The sequence below is a fragment of the Paenochrobactrum gallinarii genome (genome assembly GCF_014205685.1).
GTDB classification, from domain to species: Bacteria; Pseudomonadota; Alphaproteobacteria; order Rhizobiales; family Rhizobiaceae; genus Paenochrobactrum; species Paenochrobactrum gallinarii.
Genome location: NZ_JACIIU010000002.1, coordinates 118,927 through 133,693 on the forward strand (window position 1 = coordinate 118,927; position 14,767 = coordinate 133,693).

The window sequence follows — 14,767 nt, forward strand, 5'->3', positions numbered from 1 at the left end:
ACTAATCCGTTTATGATCGGTAATTCTTTTAAAAAGCAGGCAATTTGTTGGCCGAAATACATATTTTATCAACAGGCTGCAGAGGATGAAAAAATTAAATGCCTCGAAATCAATGACTTATTTTCTCAGTCACCACGGTAACCATAAAATAAGAATATAAAAACTTATCCACAGCATCAGCAGATCAGAGCCCTATCACGGCAAAAAAACTGATCTGTGACGACTAAATATTAATTATTCACTTCAAATCCGGGTAAAAATGCGGAATATCATCAAGGCCGAAACCGCTGACCTGTGTGAGATAATAGTAAAGGCCGAAAAGTACGGTCGCTACAATGGTTGTACGGAAGAATGCAAGCCAGATTCGCGGTCGCGCAGGAGCGCTGGAAACCGTCCCCAGAATCACCTCATTTTCTTCATCCTGCGTTCTTAAACCAACCGGTAAAAGGGCGAACAAAGCTGTCCACCAGATGATAAAATAAACAGCAACTCCGGACATCAGTGACATGATTAAACCTCTTCCAACTCAATCAGTGTACCGTTAAAATCTTTCGGATGCAAAAATAAAACCGGCTTGCCATGAGCGCCGATTTTAGGTTCGCCATCGCCCAGAATACGGGCACCTTGTGCCTTTAACTGATCACGCGCCTGCAAAATATCAGCTACTTCGTAGCAGACATGATGCATTCCACCCGTCGGATTGCGATCGATAAAAGTTTGAATGGATGAGCTTGCCCCAAGCGGCTCCAGCAATTCGATTTTTGTATTGCCTACATCAATGAAAGCAACGGTCACACCATGTTCAGGTAAAGCCTGCGGCGCGGTAACAGTTGCTCCAAGTGTATCTTGGTAAAGTTTGATTGCTGCGCCTAAATCCGGCACAGCAATCGCTACGTGATTTAATCGTCCCAGCATATTCCCCTCCCGCTGTACGAATGATATTTTATCTGGTGCGGTTTACAAAGACCGTCACAACCGGCTTTTTGCCCCAAACTTCGTTGGCGCTCGCACGTACTGCACGACGAACCGATTCCTGCACCAGACCCAAGTCCTTGCGACGCGCGCGCGGAATGCTTTCAATCGCACTCATCGCAGCATCATAAAGAATATCTTCAATCAGATCGCCCTGCCCGTCTTCTTCCGGCAGGCCAAAGGCCACCACATCAGGCTCGCCTTCAATTTTTAAATTATTATCGAGCAGAACGGAAACCGCCACATGGCCGACATAAGCCAGTTTGCGACGTTCAGTTATACCCACTTCATCTTCGTCACCAATCAGCTTGCCATCTTTAAAAAGACGGCCAATCGGTGCTTCATCAATGACTTTAGCTTCACCTGGCGCCAGTTTTAAAATACCGCCATCGCGCACTTGCGCAATCTGTCCGATACCTTCCATCGCACCAAGCGATGCCTGACCAACAAGATGGGCTGCTTCACCATGAACCGGCACAAGAATCTGCGGGCGCACCCACTTATACATCTGGCGCAACTCATTTCGACGCGGGTGGCCTGAAACATGCACCAGACCATCTTCATCAGTGATAATCTTGATGCCCTGTTCGATCAGGCGGTTTTTGGTCTCAATAATCGCTTTTTCATTACCCGGAATGGCACGGGATGAATAAATCACCGTATCACCGGCAGTCAGCGCGAGGCTGCGCATTTCATCACGCGATAATTTAGCCAATGCTGCGCGTGATTCCCCCTGACTACCCGTCAGAATCATCACGACATTTTCACGCGGGATATAGCCGTAATCTTCTTCGCTCAAAAACTCCGGCAGACCTTCCATATAGCCAAGCTCGGTTGCAACTGAAATTGCGCGTTTCATTGAGCGGCCAACAATCAGAACCTGACGGCCTGCATCGCGGGCAGCCTCAGCGATAGAGCGAATACGACCGACATTGGATGAGAATGTGGTGATCGCGACGCGGCCACGCGCTTTTTCAATCAACTCACGCAGGCTGTTTGATACTTCACGCTCAGATGGTGATTCACCTTCACGCAGCGCATTGGTACTATCGCAGATCAGCGCCAGCACACCGGCATCGCCAAGTGCGCGAAAACGGGCTTCATCAATCAACGGCCCCAAAGTTGGTTCCGGATCGATCTTCCAGTCACCGGTATGAATGACCGTGCCAAGATCAGTGGTAATCGCCAAGGATACAGGTTCAGGGATCGAGTGCGTCACCGCCAAAGCTTCGATCTTAAAAGGTCCGGCTTCAAAAGTCTCACCGGCTTTATAGATCGTTACCGGAATTTCAGGTGCGTTATATTCACCCTGACGTTTGGCTTCCAACAAACCAGCTGTAAACGGTGTCGCATAAACCGGTGCTTTAATTCGCGGCCACAAATCCAGCAAAGCACCATAATGGTCTTCATGCGCATGCGTAATGATGATCGCGCGCACATTATGCTTTTCAGCTTCAAGAAAACGGATATCCGGCAGGATAAGATCAGCGCCCGGATGCTCTGGTCCGGCGAAGCTCACCCCCATATCAACCACAATCCATTCGCGGTTATCCTCGGGACCATAGCCATACATGGCCAGGTTCATACCGATTTCACCGACGCCGCCGAGCGGCAGGAAAACGAGTTGAGTATTATGTGTGCGGGGCATAGAGCCTCCCTAATTCATATTCACTATTGTTGATGAACAGGTGGACTGAATAACCAAGCATTGCAAGCCCGCAGCTGATCACAACTTAATAATTAACTGTTTAAGTGTTTTTGCGCACCGATGCGACTGACCCGAAATAGACATCACCGGCAGTAATTGTTGTGCGTGTACCATCACCCTCACAAATAACCAAACGGCATGAACTGTCGATTGTTTCAAAAACACCTTCGACGAGCTTACCTTCAACCATCACGGAAACAGGATTCCCCAATTGATGCGCACGTTCAAGCCATTTCAGGCGAATAGCATCCAAGCCTAAACCATGATTCCAGATTTGGTAATTGATTGCCCAGGCATCTGAAAGTGCCATAAACAGCGTTTCCGCATCGCAGTCACTGCCAAGTTTTTGCAAACATGTCGCTTCATAAGGCAAATCAGTCGGATGGCTGACAATATTTGTGCCGATACCAATCGCCAAACCAAAACGGTTTTGCGCAAGCAGAACTGTTTCCAGCAAAATGCCCGATAATTTAGCGCCATTGACAAAAACATCATTAGGCCATTTGAGCGTTACATGCGGACACTCTTTAAGATTATTCTTTGGCTTATGGGTTGTCAGAACGGCGTCAAGCGCCTCAGCCAGAGCAAGTCCGGCAACAAACCCTAATGTAGCAGCATTTTTGAGATCAAAAGGCTCAACAAGCAATAAAGTAGAAGCCAGATTTCCTTCCGGCGTTGACCATGCACGGCCACGACGGCCACGGCCACTTTCCTGTCGCTTGGAGACAAACCAGATCTTACCCTGATCACCGCCAGCAGCTCTTTCCAGAGCCACCGCATTGGTCGAACCTATCGTCTCGAAACTTTCAAGACGATAGGATTGACTAAGTGCAATTGGAGAAAGCGAGAAGTGCATCGCTCACTCCTTATTCTGGAATTCAGACATCAAAAGAATGTCATCTTTCAAATCCGACATCAAAAGAATGTCATCATTTAATTCCGACATCAAAAGAATGTCTGGGACGCTGTCGCTGCCCATTCCACGATATAACCTGCAAACAGACCATAAAGCAGAGTAAGCAATGCTGATGCACCCAGTACCAGACGAAGTTCACCGGCAATCGGCAGGAACTTCTCTGTTGCCGGCTCATCAAACCACATGATCTTGATCATGCGTAAGTAATAGAAAGCACCAACAACAGAAGCCACAATACCGATGATTGCCAGCGGATAAAGTCCGGCCTGAACAGCAGCAACAAATGTGTACCATTTACCGAAGAAGCCAGCCAAAGGCGGGATACCGGCAAGCGAGAACAACAGAATGGTCATCGCGGTTGCCATCATCGGATTTGAACGGGACAGACCTGCCAGATCTTCAATGCCTTCAACACTGCCCTGCTTGGTGCGCATTGCAAGAATGAAAGCAAATGTACCAAGGGTCATGATGAGGTAGATCAGCATGTAGATCAGCACGCCACGCACACCGATTTCAGTGCCAGCTGCCAGACCGACAAGCGCATAACCCATATGGCTGATTGAAGAATAAGCCATCAGGCGCTTGATGTTGCGCTGACCGATTGCGGCAAACGCACCCAAGACCATGGAAGCAAGAGCCACAAAAATAATGACCTGCTGCCAGTCATGGGTGACCGGTGCAAAAGCTTCACCAACCACACGCAGGATAAGCGCCATTGCAGCCATTTTAGGAGCGGCGGCAAAGAAAGCGGTTACCGGTGTCGGCGAGCCTTCATACACATCCGGTGTCCACATATGGAACGGAACAGCCGAAATTTTGAAGCAAAGACCGGCCAGAATGAAGACCAGACCAAAGACCAGTCCTAGTTCACGTTCGCCGTCCGATACTGCCTGTGCAATTTCTGCAAAGCCGATATGGCCGGTATAGCCGTAAACCAGTGAGATACCATAGAGCATCATACCGGAAGACAGAGCACCGAGAACGAAATATTTCAGACCAGCTTCTGTGGAACGAACACTGTCGCGGTTGAAAGCAGCCAGCACATAAAGCGCCAGCGACTGCAATTCGAGACCCATGTAAAGTGTCAGCATATTGGATGCCGAAACCATCAGGAGCATACCCAATGTGGCCAGAACGACCAAAACAGGGAACTCGAATTTATCGAATTTTTCTTCACGCGCATAGCCGACCGACATGATCAGCGTCACGATGGAACCGATCAATGTAAGGATCTTCATGAAGCGGCCGAAGCCGTCGGCGATATAAGCATCGCCGAAAGCTTTTCCGTCATGCGGGAAGAGAATGACCAGAGCCAATGCTGCAATCAGCACGGCCACAGTCAATCCGTTGACGAGAGTTGAGGCTCGCGAGCCGGAGAAAACCCCAATCATGAGCAACGCAAGCGCGCTCAGGGCAAGGAGAACCTCCGGAGCTGCGAGTGTGAGATTAGCTATCAGGTCGGTCTGCATCGGCCTTCGCCTTATTCCTTACTGCGCCAGCGCTGCGCTTGCGGCATTTGCCAGCGCTGCGTCGTATTGATTAATCAAGGCATGCACTGCACCGGCAGTCACATCGAAGACCGGCATAGGATACACACCAAAGAAGATCGTGAGAGCCACGAGCGGATAGAGGATCAGCTTTTCACGCGGGCTGAGATCCAGAAGGCCTTTCAGGCTTTCTTTGGTCAGCGCACCGAAGATGACCTGACGGTAGAGCCAGAGAGCATAAACCGCCGAGAAGATCACACCTGAAGTTGCGAAAACTGCAATCCAGGTATTCACACGGAAAACACCGAACAAGGTCAGGAATTCACCGATGAAACCAGACGTACCCGGCAAGCCGACATTGGCCATGGTGAGGATCAGGAATGCAACAGCATATTTCGGCATGTTGTTAACCAGACCACCAAAGGCGGCAATCTCTCTTGTGTGCATGCGGTCATAAATAACACCAACACCAAGGAAGAGTGCACCCGACACGATACCGTGTGAAAGCATCTGGAAGATCGCGCCCTGAAGTCCCTGCTCATTGGCAGCAAAAATACCCATCGTGACATAGCCCATGTGAGCGACAGACGAATAAGCAATGAGCTTTTTAATATCGGTCTGCACAAAGGCGACAAGCGATGTGTAGATGATTGCGATCACCGACAGCGTGAAGACAAGTGGTGCGAAATCGGCAGAAGCAAGCGGGAACATCGGCAGCGAGAAACGGATGAAACCGTAACCACCGAGCTTCAGCAAAATACCCGCCAGAATAACTGAACCGGCAGTTGGTGCTTCCACGTGAGCATCCGGCAACCATGTATGCACCGGCCACATCGGCATTTTCACAGCAAAAGATGCGAAGAATGCCAGCCACAGCCATGTCTGCATTGAGGCCGGGAAATTGAACTTATGCAGTTCAACAATATCCATCGTGCCTGCCTGCCAGTACATTGCCATGATAGCAATCAGCATCAGCACCGAACCAAGCAGCGTATAGAGGAAGAATTTGAACGATGCATAAACGCGGCGTTCACCACCCCAGACACCGATGATGATAAACATCGGGATCAAGCTTGCTTCAAAGTAAACGTAGAAGAGGAACAGATCGAGTGCACAGAACACACCGATCATCAGCGTTTCAAGAATAAGAAACGCGATCATATATTCCTTCAGGCGTTTTTGTACTGATACCCAGCTGGCAAGAATACAGAAAGGCATCAAGAAAGCTGAGAGCACAACGAACAGTACCGAAATACCGTCGACACCCATGTGGTAGCTGATGCCACCACCCAGCCATTCGATCTTTTCCACCATCTGGAAACCGGCATTCTCATTATCGAAGCCGGCCCAAACGACCAGTGAAAGGATGAATACAAAAACTGTTGTCAGTAATGCGACATTACGAATGTTGCGGCGCGCGGACTCTCCATCATCTTTAATCAAAAAGATGAGCAGAGCACCGATGAGCGGCAGAAACGTAACTGTTGATAAAATGGGCCAGTCAGTCATCAGAAAGTGCTCCCGAGCATCATCCAAGTGACGAGCGCGGCGACGCCGATCAGCATCGCGAATGCGTAGTGATAAAGGAAACCGGTCTGCATTTTAACAACTCGGTTGGTGATATTAAGCACGCGAGCGGAAATTCCGTTCGGGCCGAAGCCGTCGATCAGCCAGCCGTCGCCGGTTTTCCAGAAGAAACGGCCAAGACCCCGTGCTGTACGGACAAAGAGGAAGTCATAGAGCTCATCAAAATACCATTTGTTGAGCAGGAACTGGTAGAGACCCGGATGACGTCCGGCCAGTTCTGACGGGATCTTTGGCGAGCGGATGTAGAAAATCCAAGCCAGCACAAAGCCGATTGCCATGACAATGAAAGGTGACCACTTGACCAATGTTGGTACGTGATGGGCTTCTTCCATGATGTGATTGTCAGCAGCGGTGAACAGAGCGCCTTTCCAGAAAGCATCATAATGATCGCCGAAGAAATAGCCGACAAAGAACACACCCGCAAACAATGCACCAACAGCCAGGATGAACAGCGGAACAAGCATCACCGGTGGTGAATCATGCACATGATGCATCACTTCTGCGGAAGCGCGTGGCTTGCCGTGGAAGGTCATGAAAATCAGACGCCATGAGTAGAAGCTGGTGAAGAGCGCAGCCACAACCAGAAGCGTGAATGCATAACCGGCAGCAGGGCTTGTGGATGCAAAGGCGGATTCAATGATCGCATCTTTGGAGAAAAAGCCTGCGGTACCAATGATGGTGCCCGGAATACCAAGACCTGTCAGTGCGACTGTCCCAATAATCATCATCCAATAGGTGGTCGGGATCAGTTTACGCAAACCGCCCATACGACGCATATCCTGTTCATCAGAAACCGCATGGATAACGGAACCTGCGCCCAAGAACAGCAGCGCTTTGAAGAAGGCGTGTGTAAACAGGTGGAAAACGGCAGCACCGTAAGCGCCGACACCAAGTGCGACGAACATGTAACCCAGCTGCGAACAGGTGGAATAAGCAATGACGCGCTTGATATCGTTTTGCACCAGACCAACGGTCGCGGCAAAAAATGCAGTTGTTGCACCAATGATAGTTACAACCACGAGAGCATCCGGTGACAGTTCAAAGATCGGCGACATACGCGCAACCATGAACACACCGGCGGTCACCATGGTAGCCGCGTGAATGAGAGCCGACACAGGTGTCGGGCCTTCCATCGCATCAGGCAACCATGTGTGGAGCAGGAACTGCGCCGATTTACCCATCGCACCCATGAACAACAGCAGGCAAACTACTGTCAAGGCTGAGCCTTTGGTCAAGGAGTAACCGAGGAAGGTCAAAACAACTTCATCGGCACCTTCACCGGCGGTCATATAAGTACCGGCAGCTTTAAAGATGGTGTCGTAATCGACTGCGGTAAACAAGGCAAACAAGCCGAAGATACCGAGCAGGAAGCCGAAGTCACCAACGCGGTTGACAACGAAAGCTTTCATCGCAGCAGCATTGGCCGAAGGTTTTTTGAACCAGAAGCCAATCAGCAAATAGGATGCAAGACCAACGCCTTCCCAACCAAAGAACATCTGGATCAGGTTATCCGATGTCACCAGTGTGAGCATGGCGAAGGTAAACAGCGACAGGTAAGCAAAGAAACGCGGACGGTGCGGATCATTATGCATATAGCCGATCGAGTAAATATGCACCAAAGCGGACACGCTGTTGACCACTACCAGCATGACTGCTGTCAGCGTATCAATGCGCAAAGCCCAATCAAATGACAAGTCACCCGATGTTACCCAATGCAAAACGGAAATGCGAATTGGTTCGCTGTCACCCATGGCAACAGTGAAAAACGCAACCCACGATAATGCGGCAACAACGACCATAAAGCCGGAAGTGATAAATTCACACGCCTTGGCACCCAGCTGCTTGCCGAAAAGGCCAGCAGCAAGAAAGCCCAAGAGTGGAAGGAAGACGATCGCGTAATAGAGCATCTGCCCGTCAACCTTTCATAACATTGACGTCTTCCACCGCAATGGAACCGCGGTTACGGAAGAAAACAACGAGAATTGCAAGACCAATCGCGGCTTCAGCAGCTGCAACAGTCAGAACGAAAAGTGCGAAAACCTGCCCGACCAGATCGCCGAGCGTTGCAGAAAACGCCACAAAGTTAAGATTGACCGAGAGCAGGATCAGCTCCACCGACATCAAAATAACGATGACATTTTTGCGGTTTAAGAAAATACCGAAGACACCCAGCGTAAACAGGATTGCCGAAACGGTCAGATAATGTTCGATACCCACTACCATATCAGATGCCTTTACCTGTTTCGACTTTAACGATTTCGATGGCGGTTTCCGGTGTACGTGCAACCTGATCCGGGATCGACTGGCGCTTAACATTCGGCTTATGGCGCAGTGTCAGCACGATAGCACCGATCATTGCAACCAAAAGCACAAGGCCTGCAATCTGGAAGAAGAAGACGTAGTTTGTATAAAGCACATCACCCAAAGCTTGCGTGTTGGTGCGTGTTGCCTGATCCGGGATTGGCAGCACACCCGCTTCACCCAACTTTGGAGAGAACTTGGTGCTGACAAAAACAACAACCAGCTCAGCCAGCAGGATCAGACCGACCAAAGCACCAACCGGCGCATATTGCAAAGCGCCCTGCTTCAGTTCCGCAAAATCCACATCCAGCATCATCACCACAAAGAGGAACAATACCGCCACTGCGCCCACGTAAACGAGAAGCAGGATCATGGCCAAAAATTCAGCGCCCGTTAACAAAAACAGCGCCGCAGCATTAAAGAATGCAAGGATCAGGAACAGCACCGAATGTACTGGATTGCGCGCTGAGATGACCATAACCGCACTCGCGATCATGATAAAGGCGAACAGATAGAAAAACGCTGCCGCTAGACCTGTCAGCATGGGTTTACCCCAACACCTTTCCGGGGCGAAGCCCTATTGCTTCGCCAGCTCTTTTCATCACGCTAAGCGTGAAGTTAAACTCTGGTAACAAGGTTTTCACCTATCACCCATTCGATTACCGCTTAGCGCGATAAGGCATTCAATTACCGCTGATTAGCGATAAGGAGCATCAAGTGCGATGTTGCGCGCCAGTTCCCGCTCCCAACGATCACCGTTGCTAAGCAGTTTTTCTTTGTCATAGTAAAGTTCTTCGCGTGTTTCCGTGGCGAATTCGAAATTCGGCCCTTCAACAATCGCATCCACCGGACAGGCTTCCTGACAGAAACCGCAATAGATGCACTTTACCATATCAATATCGTAGCGGACGGTACGACGTGTACCGTCATTGCGGCGCGGACCTGCTTCAATGGTTATGGCTTGTGCCGGGCAAATTGCTTCACACAATTTGCAAGCAATGCAGCGCTCTTCACCATTCGGGTAACGACGCAGAGCATGCTCGCCACGAAAACGCGGGCTGACTGGCCCCTTTTCATGCGGGTAGTTCAAAGTTGCCTTCGGGCCAACAAAGTGGCGCATCGACAAAAAGAACGCTCCGACAAATTCCTTCAGCAAAAGCGACTTGGCAGCTTGAGCAAATGAAGACATGTTTTTCTCCTTAACCCACGAGGCCAGTAACTTTGAGGAAGGTTGCAGTTGCAACAACCATGAACAGTGAGATCGGCAGGAATACTTTCCAACCCAGACGCATCAGCTGGTCATAACGGTAGCGCGGTACAAAGGCTTTCACGATCGAGAACAGGAAGAAACAGAAGCACAGTTTCAACATGAACCAGATGATACCCGGCACCCAGTTGAGGAACCATACATCAATGATCGGCAACCAGCCACCAAGGAACAGGATGGTCATCAAAGCACACATCAGTGTGATGGCCACATATTCACCAAGGAAGAACAGCAGGAACGGTGTCGACGAATATTCAATCATATGACCAGCGACGAGTTCGGATTCTGCCTCCACCAGATCGAATGGCGGACGGTTGGTTTCTGCCAATGCCGAGATGAAGAAAATCACGAACATCGGGAACAGACCCAGCCAATGCCAGTCAAGGAATGAAGCAGGCAGACCTATCATGGTGCCAAGACCGGTATTTTGCGCCAGAACAATGTCGGTCAGGTTCAAAGAACCAACGCACAACAACACAGTCACGATCACAAAACCGATGGAGACTTCATAAGAAACCATCTGAGCGGCCGAACGCAAAGCACCAAGGAACGGATATTTCGAGTTGGAAGCCCAACCACCCATAATCACGCCGTAAACTTCCAAAGAAGAAATCGACAGAATATAGAGAATACCAACGTTAATATTGGCAATTGCCCAGCCTTCGCTGACCGGAATAACTGCCCATGTCGCCAGTGCCAGCACTGCCGAAATGAATGGTGCCAGCAAGAACACGCCTTTATTTGCACCTGAAGGAATGATCGGTTCCTTGAATACAAATTTCAGCAAGTCAGCAAAGGCCTGCAATGTACCCCACGGTCCAACAACGTTTGGACCGCGACGCATTTGAACTGCTGCCCATACCTTACGGTCAGCGTAAAGCAGATAAGCCACTACAATCAACAATACGACGAGCAGAACGACCGACTTCAGCGCTATAATCAGCGCGGGCAAGACGTAAGCTGCAAAAATTTCGTCCATTTTTCCGTCTCTCTCGCTTTACTCTGCCGCCTGCACAAACTGACCTTGAGCCAGTGCGGAACATTCAGCCATCACAGCTGATGCACGAGCAATCGGGTTTGTCAGATAGAAATCTTTAATTGTCGAGGCGAAAGCCTGTGTACCAAGCTTGGCAGACTGTTTGCCAAGCGTTGCAACATCGGCAGCTTTACCTGCCTCAATCGCATCAATTGCAGCCATATGCGGGTAGTCCGCATAAAGTTTGGCGCGCAACTGAGCCAATGAATCGAATGGCAGGCGCTGACCCAATGTGTCGGACAAAGCACGCAAAATTGCCCAGTCTTCCTTGGCTTCACCCGGTGCAAATCCTGCACGCATCGACATTTGCACACGGCCTTCTGTATTCACATAAGTGCCTGATTTTTCAGTGTAAGCAGCACCCGGCAGAATAACATCCGCCGCATGTGCGCCTGCATCACCATGGGTGCCCATATAGACAACAAATGTGTTGCCCTTAGCTGACATATCAAGCTCATCAGCACCGCTCAGGAAAACCACATCCAGCTTGCCCAGCATATCGACAGCTTTCAAGCCACCCTCACCTGGCACAAAGCCAAGATCCAAGGCACCAACGCGCGATGCTGCTGTGTGGAGAACCGAGAAACCATTCCAGTCTTCGCTCACTGCACCAACCTGATCAGCAAGTTTAGCGCTCGCAGCCAAAACATCGGCACCGTTTTCACCGGTCAATGCACCCTGACCAACAATGATCAATGGCTTGGATGCATTTTTCAGCACAGCTGCAAACTCACCCTTGTCAGCAAGCAGATCGTTCAAACTGTCAGCACCCGCGCCCAGATAATTATAAGCATAACGCAGTTCTGCGCGCTCACCGATCACACCAACAGCAAGCTTGCCCTGACGGTATCTCTTCAAGATACGGGAGTTCAGAACGGCAGCTTCAATGCGCGGGTTAGCACCGATAATCAGCAGAGCATCCGCCTGTTCGATACCTTCAATCGTACTGTTGAAGAGGTAAGACGCACGGCCAAATGCCGGATTAAGCGCCACACCATCCTGACGGCTGTCTGTGTTAACAGAACCAAGCGATGTCATCAGGCTCTTCAATGCGTAGATTTCTTCAACGCTTGCCAGATCACCGGCAACCGCACCGATACGCTCGCCCGAACTGGCGTTGACAGCTTGAGCAACAGCCGCAAATGCTTCCGGCCAGCTGGCCGCAACCAAGCGGCCATCTTTACGCACATATGGGCGATCAAGACGCTGTGTGCGCAGACCATCCCAGATGAAACGGGTCTTGTCGGAAATCCACTCTTCGTTCACCTGTTCGTTCAGACGCGGCATAATACGCATCACTTCACGACCACGGGTATCAACGCGAATGGCAGAACCAAGAGCATCCATCACGTCGATGGATTCTGTTTTGTTCAATTCCCAAGGACGCGCCTGAAATTCGTAAGGCTTGGATGTCAATGCGCCGACAGGGCACAGATCAATCACGTTGCCCTGCAATTCAGAGGTCATCGCGCTTTCAAGATAGGTGGTGATTTCTGCATCTTCACCGCGACCGATAAGGCCGAGCTCAGAAATACCGGCAACTTCAGTGGTAAAACGAACGCAACGTGTGCAGTGAATGCAACGTGTCATCACAGTTTTGACCAACGGGCCGATATATTTGTCTTCAACCGCACGCTTATTTTCGCGGTAGCGGGAACCATCAGTACCAAAGGCCATTGCCTGATCCTGAAGGTCACACTCACCAGCCTGATCACAAATCGGGCAATCAAGCGGATGGTTGATGAGCAGGAACTCCATCACACCTTCGCGTGCCTTTTTGACCATAGGCGTATTGGTGAAAATCTCCGGTGTTTCGCCATTTGGTCCAGGGCGCAAATCGCGCACACCCATAGCGCAAGATGCAGCAGGCTTTGGCGGCCCGCCTTTTACCTCAACCAAACACATGCGGCAGTTTCCGGCGATGGAAAGCCGCTCATGGAAGCAAAAACGCGGCACTTCAGCGCCTGCCTCTTCGGCTGCCTGAAGGAGCGTATAGTGATCGGGAACTTCGATCTCTGTGCCGTCAACCTTGATCTTTGCCATCACTTGTCCAAACCTGCGGCATCAGCCGCATATCTTCAAACCTTGCGGCATTTGCCGCACAACCTTAAATCCAAGCGGCCAAGCCGCATGCCTTTAAACTTAAAGTCACAGACCGGACAGACCGGTCTGCAGCCTTTTTACTCCGCTGCTTCCAAAGCGATGTTACGGCTTTGAACAGCATTGCGTGTATATTCATCAATGCGCTTTTCAATTTCCGGGCGGAAATTGCGGATCAGGCCCTGAACCGGCCATGCAGCAGCATCGCCCAGCGCACAAATGGTGTGACCTTCAATCTGCTTGGTCACATCGAACAACATGTCGATTTCGCGCTTCTGCGCATTACCGGTTACCATGCGTTCCATCACACGCCACATCCAACCTGTACCTTCACGGCACGGTGTGCACTGGCCGCAGCTTTCATGTTTGAAGAAAGCTGAAAGACGCGCAATCGCTTTGATAACGTCGGTTGATTTGTCCATGACAATCAAACCACCGGTACCGAATGAGGATTTAACGTCACGCATGCCGTCAAAATCCATCACCGCATCCATCATGTCTTCTGCTTTAACAAGCGGACATGATGCGCCACCTGGAATAACTGCAAGCAGATTATCCCAACCGCCACGGATACCACCGGCATGTTTTTCGATCAGTTCACGGAACGGAACGCCCATGACTTCTTCAACAGTGCAAGGTGTGTTGACGTGACCGGAAATCTGAAACAGCTTGGTGCCGACATTGTTCGGGCGGCCAAGCGACGAGAACCATGCGCCGCCGCGACGCAAAATGGTCGGAGCAACAGAAATGGATTCTACGTTGTTGACAGTTGTCGGGCAGCCATAGAGACCGACATTGGCCGGAAACGGAGGCTTCAAGCGTGGCTGGCCTTTTTTGCCTTCCAGACTTTCGAGCAAAGCCGTTTCTTCACCGCAAATATAAGCGCCTGCACCATGGGAAACGTAAACGTCCATATCCCAGCCGCATTTGTTATTTTTGCCAAGCAGCCCTGCTGCGTAGCATTCATCAATTGCAGCTTGCAGTGCTTCACGCTCACGCATGAATTCACCGCGAATATAGATGTAAGCGGTATGTGCGCCCATTGCGCAACCGGCAATCACGCAGCCTTCGATCAGCGTATGCGGATCATGGCGCATGATGTCACGGTCTTTACATGTGCCCGGCTCCGACTCATCCGCGTTCACAACGAGGTAATGCGGACGGCCATCGCTTTCTTTCGGCATGAAAGACCATTTCATACCGGTCGGGAAACCCGCACCACCACGTCCACGAAGGCCGGAAGCCTTCATTTCGTTGATGATCCAGTCACGACCCTGATCAATCAGGCCTTTGGTATTATCCCAAGACCCACGAGCCATCGCACCTTTAAGGGACTTGTCTTTCAGGCCGTAAATATTGGTAAAGATACGATCTTTATCAGCCAGCATCACAT

13 protein-coding genes are annotated in these 14,767 nt (G+C 50.4%); all 13 read right to left on the reverse strand.

The features are described 5' to 3' along the window. Nucleotides 1-238: 238 nt before the first annotated feature. Nucleotides 239-508 carry a DUF1467 family protein gene (locus FHS77_RS03270; protein WP_184219954.1) on the reverse strand — a complete coding sequence of 90 codons (270 nt, stop codon included), beginning with the start codon at nt 506-508 and terminating at the stop codon, nt 239-241. Between the two features lie 2 nt (nt 509-510). Then, the gene (gene mce / locus FHS77_RS03275) at nt 511-915 is read right to left on the reverse strand and encodes a methylmalonyl-CoA epimerase (RefSeq protein ID WP_184219957.1); all 405 of its coding nucleotides are present in this window, start codon (nt 913-915) and stop codon (nt 511-513) included. 28 nt (nt 916-943) lie between these two features. Further along, the gene (locus tag FHS77_RS03280) at nt 944-2,620 is read right to left on the reverse strand and encodes a ribonuclease J (protein WP_184219960.1); all 1,677 of its coding nucleotides are present in this window, start codon (nt 2,618-2,620) and stop codon (nt 944-946) included. Nucleotides 2,621-2,720: 100 nt separating this feature from the next. Continuing rightward, nucleotides 2,721-3,536 (reverse strand): biotin--[acetyl-CoA-carboxylase] ligase, encoded by an 816-nt coding sequence (locus tag FHS77_RS03285; protein ID WP_184219963.1) that lies wholly within the window; start codon nt 3,534-3,536, stop codon nt 2,721-2,723. A gap of 89 nt (nt 3,537-3,625) precedes the next feature. After that, nucleotides 3,626-5,065, reverse strand: coding sequence for an NADH-quinone oxidoreductase subunit NuoN (nuoN, locus tag FHS77_RS03290; RefSeq protein ID WP_184219966.1), 1,440 nt, complete (start codon nt 5,063-5,065; stop codon nt 3,626-3,628). Between the two features lie 18 nt (nt 5,066-5,083). Beyond that, nucleotides 5,084-6,592, reverse strand: coding sequence for an NADH-quinone oxidoreductase subunit M (locus tag FHS77_RS03295; protein WP_184219969.1), 1,509 nt, complete (start codon nt 6,590-6,592; stop codon nt 5,084-5,086). Beyond that, nucleotides 6,592-8,577: an NADH-quinone oxidoreductase subunit L gene (gene nuoL / locus FHS77_RS03300; RefSeq protein WP_184219972.1), complete on the reverse strand. Its 1,986-nt coding sequence runs from the start codon at nt 8,575-8,577 to the stop codon at nt 6,592-6,594. The genes FHS77_RS03295 and nuoL overlap by 1 nt, the downstream gene beginning before the upstream one ends. Nucleotides 8,578-8,584: 7 nt before the next feature. Next, the gene (nuoK, locus tag FHS77_RS03305; RefSeq protein ID WP_184219974.1) at nt 8,585-8,893 is read right to left on the reverse strand and encodes an NADH-quinone oxidoreductase subunit NuoK; all 309 of its coding nucleotides are present in this window, start codon (nt 8,891-8,893) and stop codon (nt 8,585-8,587) included. Between the two features lies 1 nt (nt 8,894). After that, nucleotides 8,895-9,515, reverse strand: coding sequence for an NADH-quinone oxidoreductase subunit J (locus FHS77_RS03310; protein ID WP_184219977.1), 621 nt, complete (start codon nt 9,513-9,515; stop codon nt 8,895-8,897). A gap of 153 nt (nt 9,516-9,668) precedes the next feature. Next, on the reverse strand, nt 9,669-10,160 hold the full coding sequence (nuoI, locus tag FHS77_RS03315; protein ID WP_184219979.1) for an NADH-quinone oxidoreductase subunit NuoI: 492 nt from the start codon (nt 10,158-10,160) through the stop codon (nt 9,669-9,671). 10 nt (nt 10,161-10,170) lie between these two features. Further along, nucleotides 10,171-11,217 (reverse strand): NADH-quinone oxidoreductase subunit NuoH, encoded by a 1,047-nt coding sequence (gene nuoH, locus FHS77_RS03320; protein ID WP_184219982.1) that lies wholly within the window; start codon nt 11,215-11,217, stop codon nt 10,171-10,173. A gap of 18 nt (nt 11,218-11,235) precedes the next feature. After that, nucleotides 11,236-13,317 (reverse strand): NADH-quinone oxidoreductase subunit NuoG, encoded by a 2,082-nt coding sequence (gene nuoG / locus FHS77_RS03325; protein WP_184219985.1) that lies wholly within the window; start codon nt 13,315-13,317, stop codon nt 11,236-11,238. Nucleotides 13,318-13,454: 137 nt separating this feature from the next. Further along, entirely contained in the window at nt 13,455-14,762 is a 1,308-nt protein-coding gene (gene nuoF, locus FHS77_RS03330) for an NADH-quinone oxidoreductase subunit NuoF (protein ID WP_184219988.1), read from the reverse strand. Nucleotides 14,763-14,767 lie beyond the last annotated feature (5 nt).

What these genes read in the sequence shown, in the direction of transcription:
- nuoK (WP_184219974.1), bottom strand. Translation starts at nt 8,893, where the DNA reads ATGGTAGTGGGTATCGAACATTATCTGACCGTTTCGGCAATCCTGTTT.
- nuoF (WP_184219988.1), bottom strand. Translation starts at nt 14,762, where the DNA reads ATGCTGGCTGATAAAGATCGTATCTTTACCAATATTTACGGCCTGAAA.
- nuoH (WP_184219982.1), bottom strand. Translation starts at nt 11,217, where the DNA reads ATGGACGAAATTTTTGCAGCTTACGTCTTGCCCGCGCTGATTATAGCG.
- FHS77_RS03280 (WP_184219960.1), bottom strand. Translation starts at nt 2,620, where the DNA reads ATGCCCCGCACACATAATACTCAACTCGTTTTCCTGCCGCTCGGCGGC.
- nuoN (WP_184219966.1), bottom strand. Translation starts at nt 5,065, where the DNA reads ATGCAGACCGACCTGATAGCTAATCTCACACTCGCAGCTCCGGAGGTT.
- FHS77_RS03310 (WP_184219977.1), bottom strand. Translation starts at nt 9,515, where the DNA reads ATGCTGACAGGTCTAGCGGCAGCGTTTTTCTATCTGTTCGCCTTTATC.
- FHS77_RS03285 (WP_184219963.1), bottom strand. Translation starts at nt 3,536, where the DNA reads ATGCACTTCTCGCTTTCTCCAATTGCACTTAGTCAATCCTATCGTCTT.
- FHS77_RS03270 (WP_184219954.1), bottom strand. Translation starts at nt 508, where the DNA reads ATGTCACTGATGTCCGGAGTTGCTGTTTATTTTATCATCTGGTGGACA.
- nuoL (WP_184219972.1), bottom strand. Translation starts at nt 8,577, where the DNA reads ATGCTCTATTACGCGATCGTCTTCCTTCCACTCTTGGGCTTTCTTGCT.
- nuoG (WP_184219985.1), bottom strand. Translation starts at nt 13,317, where the DNA reads ATGGCAAAGATCAAGGTTGACGGCACAGAGATCGAAGTTCCCGATCAC.
- mce (WP_184219957.1), bottom strand. Translation starts at nt 915, where the DNA reads ATGCTGGGACGATTAAATCACGTAGCGATTGCTGTGCCGGATTTAGGC.
- FHS77_RS03295 (WP_184219969.1), bottom strand. Translation starts at nt 6,592, where the DNA reads ATGACTGACTGGCCCATTTTATCAACAGTTACGTTTCTGCCGCTCATC.
- nuoI (WP_184219979.1), bottom strand. Translation starts at nt 10,160, where the DNA reads ATGTCTTCATTTGCTCAAGCTGCCAAGTCGCTTTTGCTGAAGGAATTT.